At 69.5% G+C, this 17,394-nt stretch carries 15 protein-coding genes; 5 read left to right on the forward strand and 10 right to left on the reverse strand.

Annotated features, from left to right (window positions below; translation table 11 throughout):
- Positions 1-77: 77 nt before the first annotated feature.
- Genes ACSSVZ_RS18080 through ACSSVZ_RS18090 form a run of 3 tightly spaced genes read left to right on the forward strand, consistent with a single transcriptional unit; the run spans position 78 to position 3,803 of the window.
- Positions 78-554: a (2Fe-2S)-binding protein gene (locus ACSSVZ_RS18080; protein ID WP_453972226.1), complete on the forward strand. Its 477-nt coding sequence runs from the start codon at positions 78-80 to the stop codon at positions 552-554.
- Positions 551-1,567 carry an FAD binding domain-containing protein gene (locus tag ACSSVZ_RS18085; RefSeq protein ID WP_453972124.1) on the forward strand — a complete coding sequence of 339 codons (1,017 nt, stop codon included), beginning with the start codon at positions 551-553 and terminating at the stop codon, positions 1,565-1,567. Before ACSSVZ_RS18080 ends, ACSSVZ_RS18085 begins: the two co-directional genes overlap by 4 nt.
- Positions 1,568-1,577: 10 nt before the next feature.
- Entirely contained in the window at positions 1,578-3,803 is a 2,226-nt protein-coding gene (locus tag ACSSVZ_RS18090; RefSeq protein WP_453972125.1) for a xanthine dehydrogenase family protein molybdopterin-binding subunit, read from the forward strand.
- A gap of 11 nt (positions 3,804-3,814) precedes the next feature.
- Here ACSSVZ_RS18090 and mgtE read toward each other — a convergent pair whose 3' ends face one another.
- The gene (mgtE, locus tag ACSSVZ_RS18095; protein ID WP_453972126.1) at positions 3,815-5,218 is read right to left on the reverse strand and encodes a magnesium transporter; all 1,404 of its coding nucleotides are present in this window, start codon (positions 5,216-5,218) and stop codon (positions 3,815-3,817) included.
- 241 nt (positions 5,219-5,459) lie between these two features.
- Positions 5,460-5,861: a VOC family protein gene (locus ACSSVZ_RS18100; RefSeq protein ID WP_453972127.1), complete on the reverse strand. Its 402-nt coding sequence runs from the start codon at positions 5,859-5,861 to the stop codon at positions 5,460-5,462.
- Positions 5,862-6,077: 216 nt separating this feature from the next.
- On the opposite strand from ACSSVZ_RS18100, the gene ACSSVZ_RS18105 reads away from it, so the two are divergent.
- On the forward strand, positions 6,078-6,800 hold the full coding sequence (locus tag ACSSVZ_RS18105; protein ID WP_453972128.1) for a class I SAM-dependent methyltransferase: 723 nt from the start codon (positions 6,078-6,080) through the stop codon (positions 6,798-6,800).
- 47 nt (positions 6,801-6,847) lie between these two features.
- Here the strand turns inward: ACSSVZ_RS18105 and ACSSVZ_RS18110 are convergent, their stop codons facing one another.
- The 8 genes from ACSSVZ_RS18110 to ACSSVZ_RS18145 all read right to left on the reverse strand — a co-directional run bounded on the left by ACSSVZ_RS18110 (position 6,848) and on the right by ACSSVZ_RS18145 (position 16,280).
- Entirely contained in the window at positions 6,848-8,422 is a 1,575-nt protein-coding gene (locus ACSSVZ_RS18110) for an indolepyruvate oxidoreductase subunit beta family protein (protein ID WP_453972129.1), read from the reverse strand.
- Position 8,423: 1 nt separating this feature from the next.
- On the reverse strand, positions 8,424-10,577 hold the full coding sequence (locus ACSSVZ_RS18115; protein ID WP_453972130.1) for a thiamine pyrophosphate-dependent enzyme: 2,154 nt from the start codon (positions 10,575-10,577) through the stop codon (positions 8,424-8,426).
- A 103-nt stretch (positions 10,578-10,680) separates the two neighbouring features.
- The gene (locus ACSSVZ_RS18120) at positions 10,681-11,178 is read right to left on the reverse strand and encodes a MarR family winged helix-turn-helix transcriptional regulator (protein WP_453972131.1); all 498 of its coding nucleotides are present in this window, start codon (positions 11,176-11,178) and stop codon (positions 10,681-10,683) included.
- A gap of 19 nt (positions 11,179-11,197) precedes the next feature.
- Positions 11,198-12,511: a TRAP transporter large permease gene (locus ACSSVZ_RS18125; protein ID WP_453972132.1), complete on the reverse strand. Its 1,314-nt coding sequence runs from the start codon at positions 12,509-12,511 to the stop codon at positions 11,198-11,200.
- Positions 12,512-12,513: 2 nt separating this feature from the next.
- Positions 12,514-13,020, reverse strand: coding sequence for a TRAP transporter small permease (locus ACSSVZ_RS18130; RefSeq protein WP_453972133.1), 507 nt, complete (start codon positions 13,018-13,020; stop codon positions 12,514-12,516).
- 102 nt (positions 13,021-13,122) lie between these two features.
- Complete coding sequence (gene dctP, locus ACSSVZ_RS18135; RefSeq protein ID WP_453972134.1) at positions 13,123-14,118, reverse strand: TRAP transporter substrate-binding protein DctP; 996 nt, start codon at positions 14,116-14,118, stop codon at positions 13,123-13,125.
- A gap of 100 nt (positions 14,119-14,218) precedes the next feature.
- On the reverse strand, positions 14,219-15,193 hold the full coding sequence (locus tag ACSSVZ_RS18140) for a 3-hydroxybutyryl-CoA dehydrogenase (RefSeq protein ID WP_453972135.1): 975 nt from the start codon (positions 15,191-15,193) through the stop codon (positions 14,219-14,221).
- Position 15,194: 1 nt separating this feature from the next.
- Positions 15,195-16,280 (reverse strand): NAD/NADP octopine/nopaline dehydrogenase family protein, encoded by a 1,086-nt coding sequence (locus ACSSVZ_RS18145; RefSeq protein WP_453972136.1) that lies wholly within the window; start codon positions 16,278-16,280, stop codon positions 15,195-15,197.
- Positions 16,281-16,505: 225 nt separating this feature from the next.
- Here ACSSVZ_RS18145 and ACSSVZ_RS18150 point away from each other — a divergent pair, with 225 nt between their 5' ends.
- Complete coding sequence (locus tag ACSSVZ_RS18150; protein WP_453972137.1) at positions 16,506-17,393, forward strand: MBL fold metallo-hydrolase; 888 nt, start codon at positions 16,506-16,508, stop codon at positions 17,391-17,393.
- Position 17,394 lies beyond the last annotated feature (1 nt).

The raw sequence follows: 17,394 nt of genomic DNA on the forward strand, positions 1-17,394 counted from the left end.
GGAGCCGGTTCCCTCGACAGCAAACCCTTCGGAGATCGAACGTGAGCGCATCCACCCAAGCGGCGCCGCCCGAGCGGATGACGGTTGCGATCCGGGTCAACGGCACGGAGCACCGGCTCGAGGTCGCGCCCTGGACCACTTTGCTCGACCTGCTGCGCACCCGGCTTTCCATGACCGGCACCAAGAAGGGCTGCGATCATGGCCAGTGCGGCGCCTGCACCGTCCTCGTCGACGGGCGCAGGATCAATTCCTGCCTGACGCTCGCGGTGATGGCCGACGGCGCCGACGTGACCACGGTCGAGGGCCTGGCCGACGGCGACGCGCTGCATCCGCTGCAGGAGGCCTTCCTCGAACGCGACGCCTTCCAGTGCGGCTACTGCACGCCCGGCCAGCTGTGCTCGGCTGCGGGCCTGCTGAACGAGGGGCGGGCCGCCACGCGCGCCGACATCCGCGAGCTGATGAGCGGCAACCTCTGCCGCTGCGGCGCCTACGTGAACATCGCCGATGCGATCGAGGACGTGCTGGCCGAACGCCGCGAGGGAGAGGCGCGATGAGGCCGTTCAGCTACACCAAGGCCCGCGACGTGAGCGAGGCGGTCGCCGAGCTGGCGAGGGACGAGACCGCGCGGTTCATCGCCGGCGGCACCAACCTGCTCGACCTGATGAAATACGACGTGGAGCGGCCGACGCGGCTGGTCGACATCACCGGTCTGCCGCTCGACCGGATCGAGGAGACCGACGACGGCGGCCTCTCCATCGGCGCGCTGGTGCGCAACACCGACATCGCCTACGACGCCCGCATCGAGGCGCGCTATCCGCTGCTGTCGAGCGCCATCCTGGCCGGTGCGTCGCCCCAGCTCCGCAATTCCGCCACCACCGGCGGCAACCTGCGCCAGCGCACCCGCTGCTCCTATTTCTACGACACCGCCACGCCGTGCAACAAGCGCGAGCCGGGCAGCGGCTGCCCGGCGAAGACGGGCTTCGCCCGCTATCACGCGATCCTCGGCGCCAGCAAGCGCTGCATCGCCACCCATCCCTCCGACATGTGCGTGGCGATGGTCGCGCTCGACGCGACGGTGCGGGTCGACGGTCCGGACGGCGCCCGGACGATCCCGTTCGCCGACTTTCACCGGCTGCCGGGCGAGACGCCGCAGGTCGAGACGTTGCTCGGCCACGGCGAGATAATCGTCGCGGTCGACCTGCCGGCGGCCGGGTTTGCGCAGCATTACAGCTATCTGAAGATCCGCGACCGGCTGTCCTACGCGTTCGCGCTGGTGTCGGTGGCGGCGGCGCTGGAGATCGACGGCGACACGGTCGCCCGGGCGCGTCTCGCCATGGGCGGCGTCGCCGCCAAGCCGTGGCGTGATCCGGAGGCCGAGGCGGCGATGCGCGGCAGGCCGGCCAACGCCGAGACGTTCGCGGCCGCGGCCGACATCTTCCTCGCCGGCGCCGATCCGGTGCCCGGCAACGCCTTCAAGGTCGACCTGGCGCACCGGGCGATCGTCCGCGCGCTGTCCCAGGCCGCGGCGGCGACGCCGCAGAGCCAGACCGACAAGCGCATCCAGTAGAGGTTTTCCGATGACGATATCCGCTCCTTTCGTCGGCACCGCCCTGCGCCGCATCGACGGCCGGAAGAAGGTCACCGGCACCGCCCCGTACGCGGCCGAATTCGAGGTCGCGGACCTGCTCCAGGGCGTCGTCGTGTCGGGCGCGATCGCCCGCGGCCGGATCCGGGCGATCCGCATCGCCGCCGCCGAGGCGGTGCCGGGCGTGGTCCGCGTGTTCACCCACGAGAACCGGCCGCAGGAGGACTGGTTCACCTCCGACTTCAAGGACATGGTGGCGCCGGACGGCGCGCCGTTCCGGCCGCTGCGCGATGCCCGGATCCTCTACAGCGGCCAGCCGGTGGCGCTGGTGGTGGCGGAGGATTTCGAGACGGCGAGCTATGCCGCCTCGCTGGTCGAGGTGGACTATCAGGTCGAGCCGCACCAGACGGACGTGACCGCGGTGACCGGCGAGGCGTTCGATCCCGAGGACGGCGCAGGCGACATCGTGCGCGGCTCGGCCGAGAACGCGTTCGCCAAGGCTCAGGCGAAGGTCGACAATCGCTACCGGATCGCCATCGAGCATCACAACCCGATGGAGCCGCACGCCACAACGGTCTGCTACGAAGGGCCGGAGACGCTCACGGTCTACGACAAGACCCAGGGCGCGCGGAACAGTTCCGATGTCGTCGTGAATGTCTTCGGGCTTCCCGAGGACAAGGTCCAGGTGCTGTCGCCGTTCGTCGGCGGCGCGTTCGGCTCGGGCCTGCGACCCCAGTACCAGCTGTTCCTCGCCGTCATGGCGGCGCTCTCGATGGAGCGGTCGGTGCGCGTGACGCTCACCCGCGACCAGATGTTCACGCTCGGCTACCGTCCGGACACGCTGCAGCGCGTCGCCCTCGGCGCCGACCGCGACGGCCGCCTCACGTCGGTCATCCACGACGCCCTCGCCGGCACCTCGCGCTACGAGGACTTCACCGAGACCGTCGTGGACTGGTCGGGGCTGCTCTACCGGTGCGCCGACGTGCGGCTGGCCCATCGCCTCGCCAAGATCGACACGGTCACGCCGATGGACATGCGGGCGCCCGGCGGCGCGACGGGCGTCTTCGCGCTCGAGACGGCGATGGACGAGCTCTCCTACGAGGTCGGGATCGATCCGCTCGACCTGCGGCTGCTGAACTACGCCGACCGCGACCAGAACGAGGACAAGCCGTTCTCCAGCAAGGAGCTCAAGGCCTGCTACCGGCAGGGCGCCGAGCGCTTCGGCTGGGCGGAGCGCAGCGCCGCCCCGCGCTCCATGCGCGAGGGCAACGAGCTGATCGGCTACGGCATGGCGACCGGCTGCTGGGAGGCGATGATGTTTCCCACCAGCGCCCGCGCCGCCCTGCGGCCCGACGGCACGCTGGAGGTGAGCACCGCCACCGCCGACATCGGCACCGGCACCTACACCATCCTCACCCAGGTCGCCGCCGATGCGCTCGGCGTCCCGATGGACCGCGTCGAGGTCCGGATCGGCGATTCGCGGCTGCCGAAGGCGTTCGTGGAGGGCGGCTCGGCGACCGCGGCGTCGGCCGGGTCGGCGATCGTCCAGGCGTGCGCGGCGCTGAAGGAGCAGCTCGTCCAGATCGGGCGGGGTCTCGACGGCTCGCCGCTGGCCAACGTCGGGAGCGACCAGGTGGTGTTCTCGGGCGGGTCGATCCGGCGCGCCGCCGACACCTCGGAGGCGGTCAGCCTCGAGGCGATCGCCGAGGCCGCCGGCGGCGAGGTGGCGGCGAACGTCGACTATTCCCCCGACGACAGCCCGACCTCCAGCTACGCGCACGCGGCGGTGTTTGCCGAGGTGCGGGTCGATGCGCAGGTGGGCGTCGCCCGGGTGACGCGGGTCGTCAGCGCGGTCGCGGCCGGCAGGATCATCAACCCGAAGACGGCGCGCAGCCAGATCCTCGGCGGCGTGGTGTTCGGCCTCGGCCAGGCGCTGCACGAAGAGGCGGTCATCGACCATGCCCTCGGCCGCTTCATGACGCATCATCTGGCCGACTACCACGTGCCCGCCCACGCCGACGTCGCCGACATCGACGTCCTGTTCGTGGAGGAGCACGACGACCTGAACCCGCTCGGCGTGAAGGGCGTCGGCGAGATCGGCGTCGTCGGCACCGCGGCGGCGATCGGCAACGCCGTCTTCCATGCGACCGGCGTGCGGGTGCGCGAGCTCCCGATCACCGTCGACAAGATCCTGGCGGGGCTGACGCGCGGGACGTAGGCGCCCGCCGGTCAGTTCAGCTGCAGGATGAAGCGCGCGGCGGTGAAGTAGATGATCAGGCCCGTCACGTCGACGAACGTGGCGAGCAGCGGTGCCGAGATCACCGCCGGATCCAGCCGCAGCGCGCGCAGGCCGAGCGGCAGCAGCGAGCCGACGATGTTGCCCCAGGTGACGATGCCGAGCACGCCGATCGCCACGGTGAAGGTGATGAGTTCCGGCGAGAACTTGCCGTGCTCGGTGTAGTCGGCCCAGCCGAGATAGTCCCACAGGGAGATGCGCAGGCTGGCGACGGCGCACAGCATCGCCCCCAGCAGCAGGCCCGTCACGATCTCGCGGCGGAACACCGCGAACCAGTCCTGGCTGCGGCACTCGCCGAGCGCCATTGCCCGGATGATGAGCGTCGACGACTGTGAGCCGGAGTTGCCGCCGCTCGACAGGATCAGCGGCAGGAACAGCGCCAGCACGACCGCCTGGTCGAGCTCGCCCTCGTAGTAGGTGAGGGCGGTCGCCGTCATCATCTCGCCGACGAACAGGATGGCGAGCCAGCCGCCGCGCTTGCGCACCTGCTCCCAGATCGACGTCAGCATGTAGGGCGTGTCGAAGTTCGAGACGCCGCCCATCTTCTGCAGCGTGTCGGAGAACGCGTCCTGGCTCAGGTGGACGATGTCGTCGGCGCGGATGACACCGACCAGGCGATCGGCGGAATCGACCACCGGCATCTCCACCGCGTCGCGGACCTGGAAGCGGTGGATGGCGGTATCGACGGAATCGGTCACCTGCAGCCGCGTCACCTGCCGGTCCACCAGCTCGGCGACCTGGGTCGCCGGGTCGACGCGCACCAGCTGCTCCAGCTCGAGGCGGTCGATGAGCCGGTCCTCCTGATCGACCACGAAGATGCCGACGACGGGCTGGCGGAAGGGAGCGCGGTCGCGCAGCCCGGCGAACACCTCGGAGACAGTCTGGTCCGGCCCCGCCACGACGGCGTCGAGGCTCATCCAGTGGCCGATTACCTCGGGCTCGTACTTGAACAGGTGCTGGCCGAGCTCGGCATCCAGGTGCTCGATGTCTTCCCGGATCTTCTGCGCCCGGGTGCGCGGCATCTTCTGCAGGAGCTTGGCGAGATCCTCCTCCGGCACGTCCTTGAGAAGCTCGATGGACTGCTCGACCGGCACCGACCGGAGGATGTAGTTCTGGTAGATGAAGGAGATCCGGCCGAACACCTCCGAGCGGGCGCGCGGGTCGACCATCTGGAAAAAGGCGGTCGCCTCCGACCTGGAAAGACACTCGATCGTCTCGACGTAGTCGCTGGCGCCGAAGGTCTTGATGATCTGGCTGATCGCCAGGCGGTCGTCGGCCTGGATCGCCTTGCGCAGGTCCTCGATCTGCCGGAACGGGTCGACTGTCTTCGTCTTCACGGGGGCGCTCCGTTTCGTCGGCTTTCGGGCAAAGGCGCAAGGGTGGCGGAGGCTGCGCGCCGCAACGGCAGGCCGAACCGCTCGATTGGAAGGCTGCGTCCCGGCCCCGGCGATCTGCCGGAGATGCCCGGTGGGTGCCGGTCTTGGCCGGCGGCCGGGCGTGTGCCGGGGCACGCCGGCGCTTATGCCGACGCCGCATGACCCGCGTGTGAAGGCCCGGCCACCGTGCTTCGGCGCGCCGTCAGGCCCAGGGGTCGTAGGTGCCGATGTTCCAGAGGTGGCCTTCCGGGTCGAAGAAGGAACAGCCGCGGCCGCCGTAGTCCTCGTCCCGGGGGGCGATGGCGATGCGGGCCCCGAGCGCTTCCGCCTTCGTCGCGACGGCGTCCACGTCGGCCACGACGAGATAGGCGCTCTGGGTCACGCCGCCGAGCCCGGCCGGGGTGGACTGCAGCTTGCCGAAGGCGTTGTCGATGGCGCTGCCCAGCATGATCATGCCGTCGCCGAGGACCAGCTGCGCATGGGCGATGCCGCCGCTGCCGTCCTCCACGACCAGCTGTCTCTCGAAGCCGATCACCGTGCAGAGCCAGTCGATCATCGCCGGGGCGTCGGCGTAGCGCAGGGTGGGAATGGTCGTGCTCGGCATCGTCTCGATCTCTCCTTTTTGGCCTTCGGGAGAATGGCCCGCCGTTTCAGGGCTGGCAATTTCCGCATTTTGCCCAACTTGAGGACGAGACTGGGGCGGAGCGGGTCCGGTTGGGCCGGGCCGCTCGATGGATGACGGGTGGGGAGGGGCGATATGGGCTGTGTGGTGGCCGGGAGGCTGCGATCCGTTCCGAGAACGTTGGGGCTGGACGTCCTTGTGCAGCGCGCGCGGGCGGCGGTCGTCGCGCAATTCCGGCGTCCCACGGGGAAATTCGGCAAGACCGCCGGCCTGGTGATGGCCTTCCGGCGCTCCAACCGCAAGCGCAACCGGTGGGCGGTCGAGCACCTCGCGCTTCGCGACGGGGACCGCGTGCTGGAGCTCGGATGCGGTCCGGGCGTCGGCGTCCGCTTCGCCCTGCAGGCCGGGGCGGGCGAGGTGCTGGCGCTCGACCATTCCATCGAGATGATCCGACAGGCCGACTGGCGAAACCGGCCCGCGGTTGCGGACGGCCGCGTGGTCTTCCGTCTTGGCGGGCTGGAGACGCTGCGGCACGACGACGGCCCGCTCGACGCGGCCTTCATGGTCAACGTGGTCCACTTCCTCCCGGACCGTCTCCACGCCTTCGACATCATCGGCGAGCTGCTCGGCGAGGGCGGCCGGCTGGTCGTCGTCTACCAGCCGCGCATGCGCAAGGTCGGCGACGACGAGCTTCTGGGCGGTGCGGAGGACCTGGCGGCGGAGATGCGGGAGACCGGCTTCGTCGACGTCGCCTGCCACCGGCTGGCGCTGTCGCCGAATCCGGCGCTGTGCGTCGTCGGGCACGTCGGCGCGGCCGGTCCCCGCGCCTCGGACCGCACGACGGCGCGACGGATGCCCATCGCGCCGAAACCCGCGCGACCGGCGCTCAGGCTGGTGTCGGGCGGCGCGCCGGCGGAATAGCGGGCGGGCAGGGCGGTCCGACTGTCCGGAAAGGCGGACGGCGCGCGCTACTCCGCCGCCACCGGCCGATCCAGCTCGGAGATCATCCGCAGCGCGCCGTCGAGGCCGCTGCCGCGCTCGTCCTTGAGAGCGGTCTCGCGCAGGCGGCGCAGCCAGTCGGCACCGTCGTCACGTCCGGCCAGCGTCGGCACCGCCGACAGCACCCGGTCGTACTTGGAGACGCCGCGGGCGTGGGTGTCGCTGTAGCCCTTGATGAGCCGCCGGCACTTCAGGATCTCGACCGCGAGAGCGTAGTTCTGCGGGACGGTGGTGCGCACCGCGGTCAGCCACGCCTCCATGTGCGCGCGTTCGTGGCGGTGCCGCAGAAGTCCGCGCCGGAACCTGCGCATTCCACCCAGCAGGTAGAGCATCACGAACCACGACACCGTGTCGGTGCGCACGCGCCGGCCCTTGTTCACCCGCCGGTCCAGCCAGGCGAGGGTGGCCGGCCGGGCCTCGATGGCGGCGCCGAAGCGGGCGGGCAGCATGCCACAGACCTCTTCGCCGCGCGGGTGCATGTACTCGGTGATCGTCAGCACCTGGTCGTCGGTGGCGCGCGCCTCGGCCCGCACCCGCTCGAAGCGGGCCTTGCGGGTCTTCAGGTCGGCGACGCGGATGACGTCGTCGTAGGCCATGGCGTTGGCGACGTATTTCGCCGCCGCGATCGTCAGGTCCAGGGGGCCCGAAGGGGCGTCCAGGCGGGCGATGTCGGCGACCCGGTCCAGGTACTCCGCGCCGTAGGCGATGTCCTGGTAGTCGACGACCTTCTGCAGTCCGGCGAGCAGCATCGGCCGGGCGGCGGGGGCGAACTCCGCGTCGATGCGGTGAAGCAGCCGCCCGTAGGCGTCGACCAGAGCCGACGGTCCGGACGGGCCGGCGTCCGCGCCGGCCAGCCTTGCGGGCGACGGCGTTTCGGCGGCGGCCTGCGCGCCCGGCGCCTGGGCGATGTCGTAGCCCGCGGCAAAGGCCCGGAGGCTGGCGGCGACGCCCTTGCCGCTCTCGCGGATGGTTTCCTCGTAGCTTTCCCGGGGGAACGGCAGCGCCCCGGATCCGGCCAGCGCGCCGAACAGGCTCGCCGAGATCACCGACCCGCTCTTCTGGGCGACGGTCTCCATGTCGTCGAGAATGAGCCGGTGCGCCGCATTTCTCAGGACGCCCGACACCGCGCCGCCGTCGCCGATCCCGTCGCCGGGGGCGGCCTTCTCCAGAATGCCGAAGGCCCGGTGGGACGAGGCGATCAGGGTGGTGCGGTCGGGGGTGACGAAGCCGCGCTGGACGGCGCGGCCCGCCTCCATCAGTTCGGCCGCGACGACGATGTCGATGTCGCCGGCCGACGGCGAGAGCGCCAGCACCGGCTGGCGGCCGTCGGTTTTGGTCATCTCCACGTAGTAGATGGTGGCCCCGGTCCGCTGGGCGACGCCGGGCACGCTGGTCGCCTGGGCGACCCAGCCGTTGCGCTCGGCGGTGTCGACGACCCAGTCGGTGACGACGCCGCCGCCCTGGCCGCCGATCGCCAGGATGGCCAGCTTGATGACGGCGGCGTCGACGGGAGGATCGACGATGTCGTGGGTCATGGCGTTCATGTCAGGCGACCCTCTCGAACGTCAGACGGCCGCGTGCGCGGCGCTCCTGGAGCCAGCCGACGATCTGCGTCCTCAGCCGCGCGATGCGCCGTTCCAGCCGGCCGGGATTGTGGACGATGTCGCCGCGCCAGAACGACGGGCACAGGACCGCGGCCTCGGCGACCTCGCCGCAGTTGCCGCAGCCGACGCAGTTCTGGTCGATCGCCGCCACCGGATCGTCGCGCAGCGGATCGTCGAGGCGCTTGACGGAGAGGGAGGGGCAGCCCGACAGGCGGATGCAGGCGTGGTCGCCGGTGCAGACGTCCTCGTCCACGCCGAACTTCTGCTTCACGGTACGCGTGCCGGCGGCGATCGCCTTCTGGGTCAGCGGCCGCTCGCGCCGCTGCTTGTTCAGCATGCATTCCGACGAGGCGACGATGACCTTCGGGCCGGGATCCTGCGAGGAAAGCGCCTCCTTCAGGGTGGCGCGCATCTTGGCGACGTCGTAGGTGCGGTCGAGGGAGCGGACCCAGTCGACGCCGACGCCGCGCACGGCCGCCTCGATCGGGTGGTTGGTGGAGCGGCTGCGGTTGTCGGCGCGGCTGGACGGAATGTCCTGGCCGCCGGTCGCCGCCGAATAGTAGTTGTCGACGATCAGGATGACGTTGTCGTTCTCGTTGTAGACGGCGTTGGCGATGCTGCTCGACAGCCCGTTGTGCCAGAAGCCGCCGTCGCCCATCACCGAGATCGAGCGCTTGTCGGCCTTCACGTTGAAGGCGGAGGCCGACGCCGGGCCGAGCCCGTAGCCCATCGTCGTCGCCCCGATGTTGAAGGGCGGCAGCGCCGCGAACAGGTGGCAGCCGATGTCGGCGGCGATGTGGTGTTCGCCGAGTTCCTGCTCGACGAGCTTCATGGCGGCGAAGATCGGCCGCTCCGGGCAGCCGATGCAGAAGCCGGGCGGACGGGCCGGCAGGTTGTCGGCGAGGATCTGCTCCTGGTCGCTGGTGTCGGGCTCGTTGGGGGCCCGGTAGCGGTCGGACAGCAGGCTGGGCGCGTGGTCGGACACGAACCGGCGGAGTGCGGCGACCATGACGCTGCCGGTGTACTCGCCGGCCATCGGGAAGGGGTCCTTGCCGGCCAGCACCGTGTCGATCCCGGCCTTGTGGAGCATCGCGCCGAACGCCTGCTCGATGTGGTTCGGCTGGCCTTCCTCCACCATCAGGACCGCGCGCTTGCTGCGGGCGAACTCCAGGAACTCGTCGTCGATCAGCGGGTAGGTGACGTTGAGGACGTAGAGGGGCACATCGGTCTTGCCGTAGGCGTCGGCCAGCCCCAGGCGCTGCAGGGCGCGGATCACGCCGTTGTACATGCCGCCCTGCAGGACGATGCCGACGTCGCCGCTCTCAGGGCCGAAGAATTCGTTGAGCCCGTTGCGCTTGATGTAGTCGACGGCGGCGGGCCAGCGGACCTTGATCTTGTCCTGCTCGTGGCCAAAGCTCGCCGGCGGCAGCACGATGCGCTGGGTGTCCCGGCGCGGCGCGTTGAGCGCGTCGGCGGTGGTCATCGCCGTGCGCACGTTGTCCTTGGCGGTGAAGTGGCCGGTCAGATGGCAGGCGCGGATCCGCATCTCCAGCATCACCGGCGTGGCGCTCGCCTCCGACAGCTCGAAGCCCTTCTCCACCATGTCGACCAGCTTCGGCAGGTTCGGCCGCGGGTCGAGCAGCCAGATCTGCGACTTCATCGCGAAGGCGTGGCTGCGCTCCTGCATGATGGAGGAGCCTTCGCCGTAGTCCTCTCCGACGATGATCAGCGCCCCGCCCTTGACGCCGCCCGACGACAGGTTGGCGAGCGCGTCGGAGGCGACGTTGATGCCGACGGTGGACTTGAAGGTGACTGCGCCACGGATCGGGTAGTGGACGGAAGCGGCGAGCGTCGCCGCCGCCGTCGCCTCGCTGGCGCTCGATTCGAACCGGATCCCCAGCTCGGCCAGGATGTCCTGGGCGTCCGCCAGCACGTCCATCAGGTGCGAGATCGGCGCGCCCTGGTAGCCGGCGACGTAGCCCACACCCGCCTGCAGCAGCGCCTTGGTGACGGCGAGGATGCCCTCGCCGGAAAAGTCCTCCCCGTCACCGAGGCGGAGCTTTTCGACTTCCTTGGCAAACGACCGTTCAGCCATCAGCGCACCCCGTCCTGCGAATTATCTGCATATGCATATAATCAGGCAGTGTCTGGAACCTGTCAAATCTGAAATGCCGAGGGACCGGAACGCAAGCCGGCGATCAGAACGGGTTCTGCCGGATGTTGACCAGCACCTTGTTGAGCAGGCCGAGGAACTGGTCGCGTTCGGCGTCGCTGAGGCCGGCAAGCAGTTCCTGGTAGTGGCCGTGCATGGTGGGCCAGAAGGCGTCGAGGGCACGCTGGCCTTCGGGGGTGATGTAGATCTCGCGCGCCCGCAGGTCGTCGGACTTGGGCACCCGGCGCACGAGGCCGGCCTCTTCCATGGCGTCGAGGTTTCGGCTCATCGTCGACTGTTCGCTGACCGCCAGCACCGAGAGCTCGTTGATGGTCAGGCCGGGACGGTCGGCAAGCGTCGCCAGCGCCCGCATCCGCATGGTGGTGAGATCGGACCCCTTCAGCGCGTCACGGATGGTGGTGTTCCAGCGCTCGGAGATGCGGTTGATCAGATAGGGCGCGAAGCGCTCCAGGCCGAGGTCGGCGAACGTCGGCGGCCCGGCCGGCGGGTCGTCCCCGTGGTCAGTCTCCGGCGGCGTCGGCATGGGCACCCTTCCGCATGGGTCAGTTCATGAGGTGGGGTAGAAAGAGCGCGATCTGGGGGAACAGCGCAAGGAGACAGATCAACAGCAGCGTGCAGCCGATGTAGGGCGCCGCGGCGCGCGCCACCTCGCCGAGCGTGGTGCCGGGGGGCCCGACGCCGACCATCAGGAACAGCAGCATCCCGAACGGCGGCGTGGCGAGGCTGAGCTCCAGCGCAAGCAGCATGACCACGCCGAACCAGACCGGATCGAGGCCCATGGTGGCCACCAGCGGCATGAAGATCGGCAGCGTCAGCATCATCATGGAGAGCTGGTCCATGAACATGCCCAGCACGATCAGCGTCACCAGCATGGCGAGCAGCATGACGTTCGGCCCGACGTCGAAGCTGGTCGCCCAGCCGAGAAGCCCGGAGGTGGCGCCGGAGAACGCCAGCACCTGGGAGAAGGTCGACGAGCCGAGTATGATGAGGAACATCATCGCGGTGACGGCGAGCGATTCCGTCAGCGCCTTGACGATCGCGGACCAGGTCAGCGAGCGGAAGCACAGGGCCAGCACGACGACCGAGAGGACGCCGAAGGCGGCGCTCTCCGTCGGCGTCGCCCAGCCGAGCAGGATCAGCCCGATCACCGAGAAGACGACGAGGCCCATCGGCAGGACGTTGATGGCGAAGGCCTTGGCGATCTCGCCGAGCGGCGCCCGCTCGGCGGCATAGCCGGGGGCCGCATCGGGATCGCGGGCGATCTGGATGCGGATCAGCACGACGTAGAGGACCGCGAGGATCAGGCCGGGGATGATGCCGGCGATCAGCAGCGCGCCGACGTCGATGCGGGCGAGCGAGCCGAGCAGCACCGCCAGCGTCGACGGCGGGATGATCATCGCCAGGCCGCCGGTGCCGAGGATCGGCCCCATGATCATGTGCTTCTTGTAGCCGCGCTTCAGCATCTCCGGCATCATCAGCGAGCCGAGCATGGCGGTGTTCGCCATCGACGAGCCGGAGAGCGTGGCGAACAGGGTGCCGCCGCCGACGGTGAGGTACGACAGCCGGCCGCGGATGCCGCCCAGGCACTTGTCGAGGGCGTCGAAGACGCGCATCGCCAGCCCGGTGTGGAAGAACAGCTCGCCCATGATCATGAACAGCGGCACCGGCACCAGCGTGAAGGTGGTGATGGTGCCGGACGCGTTGTCGACCAGCTGGTCGATGCCGGCCATGCCGCCCATGAAGATCAGCACGCCGACGATGTTGATCGCCAGGAAGGCGAAGGCGACGGGCACGCCCGCCGCCATGAGGGCGACGATGCCGCCGAGGAGGATGAGGGCAGCCTGGGGCCAATCCATGCTCAGGCTCCGCTGCCGTGCTGGGCTTCCACGTCGCTACCGCGCAGGATCAGCAGCCGCAGGAACTCCGTGGCGCACAGGACGAGGCCGGCCGACAGCAGCGCGTAGGCCACCCAGCCGGGGATGTTGATGGAGCGGATGTCGACGGCGCCGCGGGCGATCGCGTCGGCGGCCAGCATGGCCGCGCGCCAGCCCAGGAAGGCGCAGACGAAGATGGAGAGCAGCATGCCGCCGACCACGAAGGCGCGGTAGACCACCGGCGGAAACTGGTCGATCAGGCTGTCGACGGCGACGTGCCCCTTGCGCCGCACCAGCCAGGGGGCGCCGCCGGCCGTTGCCGCCAGCATCGCGTATTCGACGAGGGCGCTCGCCGCCTGGATCGGCGTGAAGCCGAGGTTGCGCAGCAGCACGTCGGCGACGATCAGCACCGTGGACACGGCCAGCGTGGCGGCGCCGAACACGGCAAAGCCGATGATCAGGAGGTCGTAGAGGCGGATCAGCGCACGCATCGGGTCACCGGCTCGTCGCGGGGGAACAGACGAACCGGCGGCCGGACGCGGCTTGGAAGTCGACCGCGTCCGGCTGCCGGTGGGTCTTGGCGAAGGCCGGGACTATTGCGCGTAGTAGCCCGTGCGCAGGGCATCGTACTTGTCGCTGCCGCTGGCCTTCAGGCGGTTCCAGGCGGTCTCGAAGGCCGTCTCGAGGAACTCCTCGCGGGCCTTGCCGGTGATGTCGATCACCTGCATGCCGTCGGCGCGGACGACCTTGTCGGTCTCCTCGATGACCTCCTGGTAGTGGTCATAGGATTCCTGCTCGTACTCGGCGGCGGCCTTGGTCAGGATCGCGCGCGCCTCGTCGGACAGGCCGGCCCACTTCTCCTCGTTCATCATGACCACGAGGTCGGTCTGGAAGAAGGGCGGGTCGATCCGGTACTTCAGGAACTTGTCCCAGGACAGGTCCTTGATGCCGACCAGCGGCCAGCCGATGCCGTCGACCACGCCGCGCTCGAGCGCCGTGTAGACTTCCGGAACCGGCACCGAGACGCTGGTCGCGCCGAGCGCGTCGAAGAACTCGCGGTAGATCGGCTGGCTGCGCAGCTTCAGGCCGGTCAGGTCGACGCCGCCGTCGGCGGTGCGCTTCGGCTCCTCGGTCAGGTAGATGTGGAAGCCCACGCCGGAATCGATGTGCGCCAGCAGGTAGGCGCCGAGCTTCTGCTTGTAGACCTCCTGCATCACCGCGAACCCGCCGTTCTTGCGGGCTTCCATCGCGCTGACCGTCGAGCCGACCCAGGCGTCCACTTCCGGCATGTCGCCGAGATAGTAGGTGCCGGGCCCGTACTGCATGTCGATGACGCCGCGGCGCACGGCCTGGGCCTGCTGCGGCGGGGGAACCACCTCCGGGCCGCCCATGTACTGGATCTGGACGACGCCCTTGCCCATCTCGTTCGCCTTGGCGACGAAGCGCTGGAAGCTCTGGGCGAAATCGAGCGAGGCCGGGAAGGCGGTGACGGCCTTGAGGACCACTTCCTCGGCCCGCGCCGGGGCGGCCGCGAGCAGGCCCATCAGGGCGCCGGCCGCGACGGTTTTCAGGAACGGCTGAAGGTTCATATGGAGTTCTCCCTCTGGCGGCGGGCGCACCGCGCCCGATGATGGATCGTCGGAAAGGCGGGTCTTGTTGTTGGTCTTGCCCGCCGTCCGCCGCGTCTCCTCACGCGGGCGGACGAACGAGATCGAGCAGTTTGAGCTGGTCCACGAAGCGGCCGAGGCGCTCCTTGCGGTAGGCGGCGACGTCGCGGTCGGCGTAGTCGAAGAAGCCGATCCCGTCGCGCAGGCCGTTGCGGCCCTCATTCATGTTCCGGTCGATGATCTCCGGGGCGGCGAAGCGGTCGTCGTCCATCGCGCCGGCCATGTAGCGGCTGGCATAGTACAGGATATCGTTGCCGCCCCAGTCGATGAATTCGAGCAGGCCGAGCACCGCGAAGCGGAACCCGAAGCCGTAGAGCAGCGCCTTGTCGATGGCCTCCGGCGTGGCGACGCCTTCCTCCACCATCCGGGCCGCCTCGTTCATGGCCAGCGTCTGCACGCGCGGCACGATGTAGCCGGGCGACGCCTTGAGGCGGACCGGCACCTTGCCGATCGCCGTCAGCACCGTCTCCAGCGCGGCGACGGCCGCCTCGTCGGTGCGCTCCGACGGCATCAGCTCGACCAGCGGCACCAGGTAGGCCGGGTTCAGCCAGTGGGCGTTCAGGAAGCGGCCCGGCCGGGAGACCATGTCGATCAGCTCGTCGACCAGGATGGTCGAGGTGGTGGAGGCGACCACTGCGGTGTCGGAGAGGTGCGGATCGACGAGCGAGAAGGCGTCGGCCTTGGCGTCCTTGCGCTCCGGCACGCCTTCGAAGACGAAGGCGGCCGAACCCACGGCGTCGGCGACCCGGCTGCGCGGCATCACCGTGATGCGCGCCATGATGCGGTCGATGACCGAGGGATCGAACAGCCCGAGGGCCGCCAGCGTCTCCAGGCCGGAGCGGATCTCGGCGAGCGAGTCGGCTTCGAGTTTCGCGAAGTCCTCGGCCGGGCGCTCCTTGGCGTCGAGCAGTACCACCTCGGAGCCCGCATAGGCGAACACGTGGGCGATGCCGCGGCCCATCCGGCCGGCGCCGATGGCGCAGATGCGGGGGGCCATCTCAGAGGCCCTCGCGCAGGAGGTCGGTCATCTGCGGCGGCGTGAGGGAGGCCAGCCCCAGCGTTTCCAGGCTGCGGCCGGTCGCGGAGAAGTCCTCGCCGACGATCGCCCCGCCGATGGCAAACAGGCCGGCTGCCACGGGGACCGGGGCGCCGATCCAGCGGCCGACCGACACGATGAAGCCTAGGCCGAGGGCCAGGTCCTCGCGCATGTAGCGGTGGGTCTTGAGAACGAGGTGCTCGCGCCAGTCGCCGCTGTCGGTCAGCTTGTCGTGGGCGAGCGCGCCGTACATCCACTCGTCGCCGTCTGACGTGTAGTGGTCGGCGAGCGGGAAGTGGGGCGCGGCATAGCCGAGCGCCTCGCGCACCGCCATGCGTTCGGCGTCGAGCGCGTTGGTGACGGCGCGGATCGACGGCTGGGTGCCCTCGTTGTGGATGTCCCAGTGCTCGAAGTGCTCGATCGGGCCGGCGTTCATGATGATCAGCGGCGGATGGATGATCGGGCCGGCATTCATCAGGGCGCCGGACAGGGCATCCTCGACCGGCTCGATGGCGCCCGGAAAGGCCTCGGAAATAACCGCGAGCGCGCGCTCGGTGTGGCGGGCGGGGAAGACGCCGGTGGGCAGGCGCGTGGCGCGGGTGGTGATGGCGACGGTGTTGTCGCCGTGCTTGCGGCAGAGCCAGGGCAGGGTGCCCGTCTCGGCGATCGCCACGTCGGCGGTGCAGCCTTCATCGCGCAGCGTCTTCATCATGACGTAGCTGCCGAACGTGCCCGGCGGCAGATAGATCACCTGGCCGTCTGTCAGGTGCGGCGCCAGCGCGCGGGCCAGTTCGACCTGGCCGAAGGCCGGGATCGGGGCGACGATCAGCTCGGCGCCGGAGACGGCTTGGCCGAGGTCGGCGGTGATGGTGTCAACGGGAACGAAGCGGGTGCCCTCGAAGTCCTTCACCTCGATGCCGCCCGCCGCCCGGGTCGGCTCCAGCGCGGCGGCATCGCGCCGCCAGAACCGGACGGAATGGCCCCGAAGGGTGATGTCGACCGCGGCAGCGAACGACCCGTTCCCTCCGCCGATGACCGCTGTCTGCACGAGCTACCGTCCTCAATCCGACCAGGGGAAATGGCAAGTGACGCCGAAATCGGCGCGTTCAAAATCTATGCATATTCATGGAAACCGCGCAAGCGGGCACGTGGCCCGGTCCGCCGTTGAAACGGCGGTTCGGAATATTAGATTTTTCTCATGTAATTGATCTGGCGCATCGCGCGCGTCAGTGTCCGCGGCGAGGGTCGGACAAACGATTGGGGAGATACGACCATGACCAACTATCCCGTCGACATGTCGGTGAAGCCGGAGGTGACGGCCTTCTTCGATCCGGCGACGAACACGATCAGCTACGTCGTGAAGGATCCGGAATCGTCCGCCTGCGCGGTCATAGATGCGGTGATGGACTTCGACTACGCGTCCGGCCGCACCGCCTTCGAACACGCCGATGCGATGATCCGCTTCATCGAGGAGAACGGCCTGTCGCTGGAGTGGCTGATCGAAACCCATGTCCACGCCGACCACCTGTCCGGCGCGCCCTACATCCAGAAGAAGCTCGGCGGGAAGGTCGGCATCGGCCGCAACATCACGGTGGTGCAGGAGACCTTCGGCAAGGTGTTCAACGAGGGCACCGAGTTCCAGCGCGACGGCAGCCAGTTCGACCGCCTGTTCGACGACGGCGACACCTACCGGATCGGGTCGATGACGGCGTTCGCCATGCACACGCCCGGGCACACGCCGGCCTGCATGACCCATGTGATCGGCGACGCCGCGTTCGTGGGCGATACGCTGTTCATGCCGGACGGCGGCAGCGCCCGGGCGGACTTTCCGGGCGGCGACGCCGGCACGCTCTACGATTCGATCCAGAAGGTGCTGGCGCTGCCCGACGCGATGCGGCTGTTCATCTGCCACGACTACGGGCCGAACGGCCGCGAGATCCGCTGGGAAACCACGGTGGCGGAGGAGAAGGCCAGCAACATCCACGTCGGCGGCGCCCGCTCGCGCGAGGAGTTCATCGCCATGCGCACCGCCCGCGACGCCCAGCTCGACATGCCGAAGCTGATCATCCCGTCGCTGCAGGTGAACATGAAGGCCGGCGCGCTGCCGCGTCCCGACGACAGCGGCCGGCGCTTCCTCAAGGTGCCGATCGACGCGCTCTGAG

It is taken from the genome of Amorphus sp. MBR-141 (genome assembly GCF_053628695.1).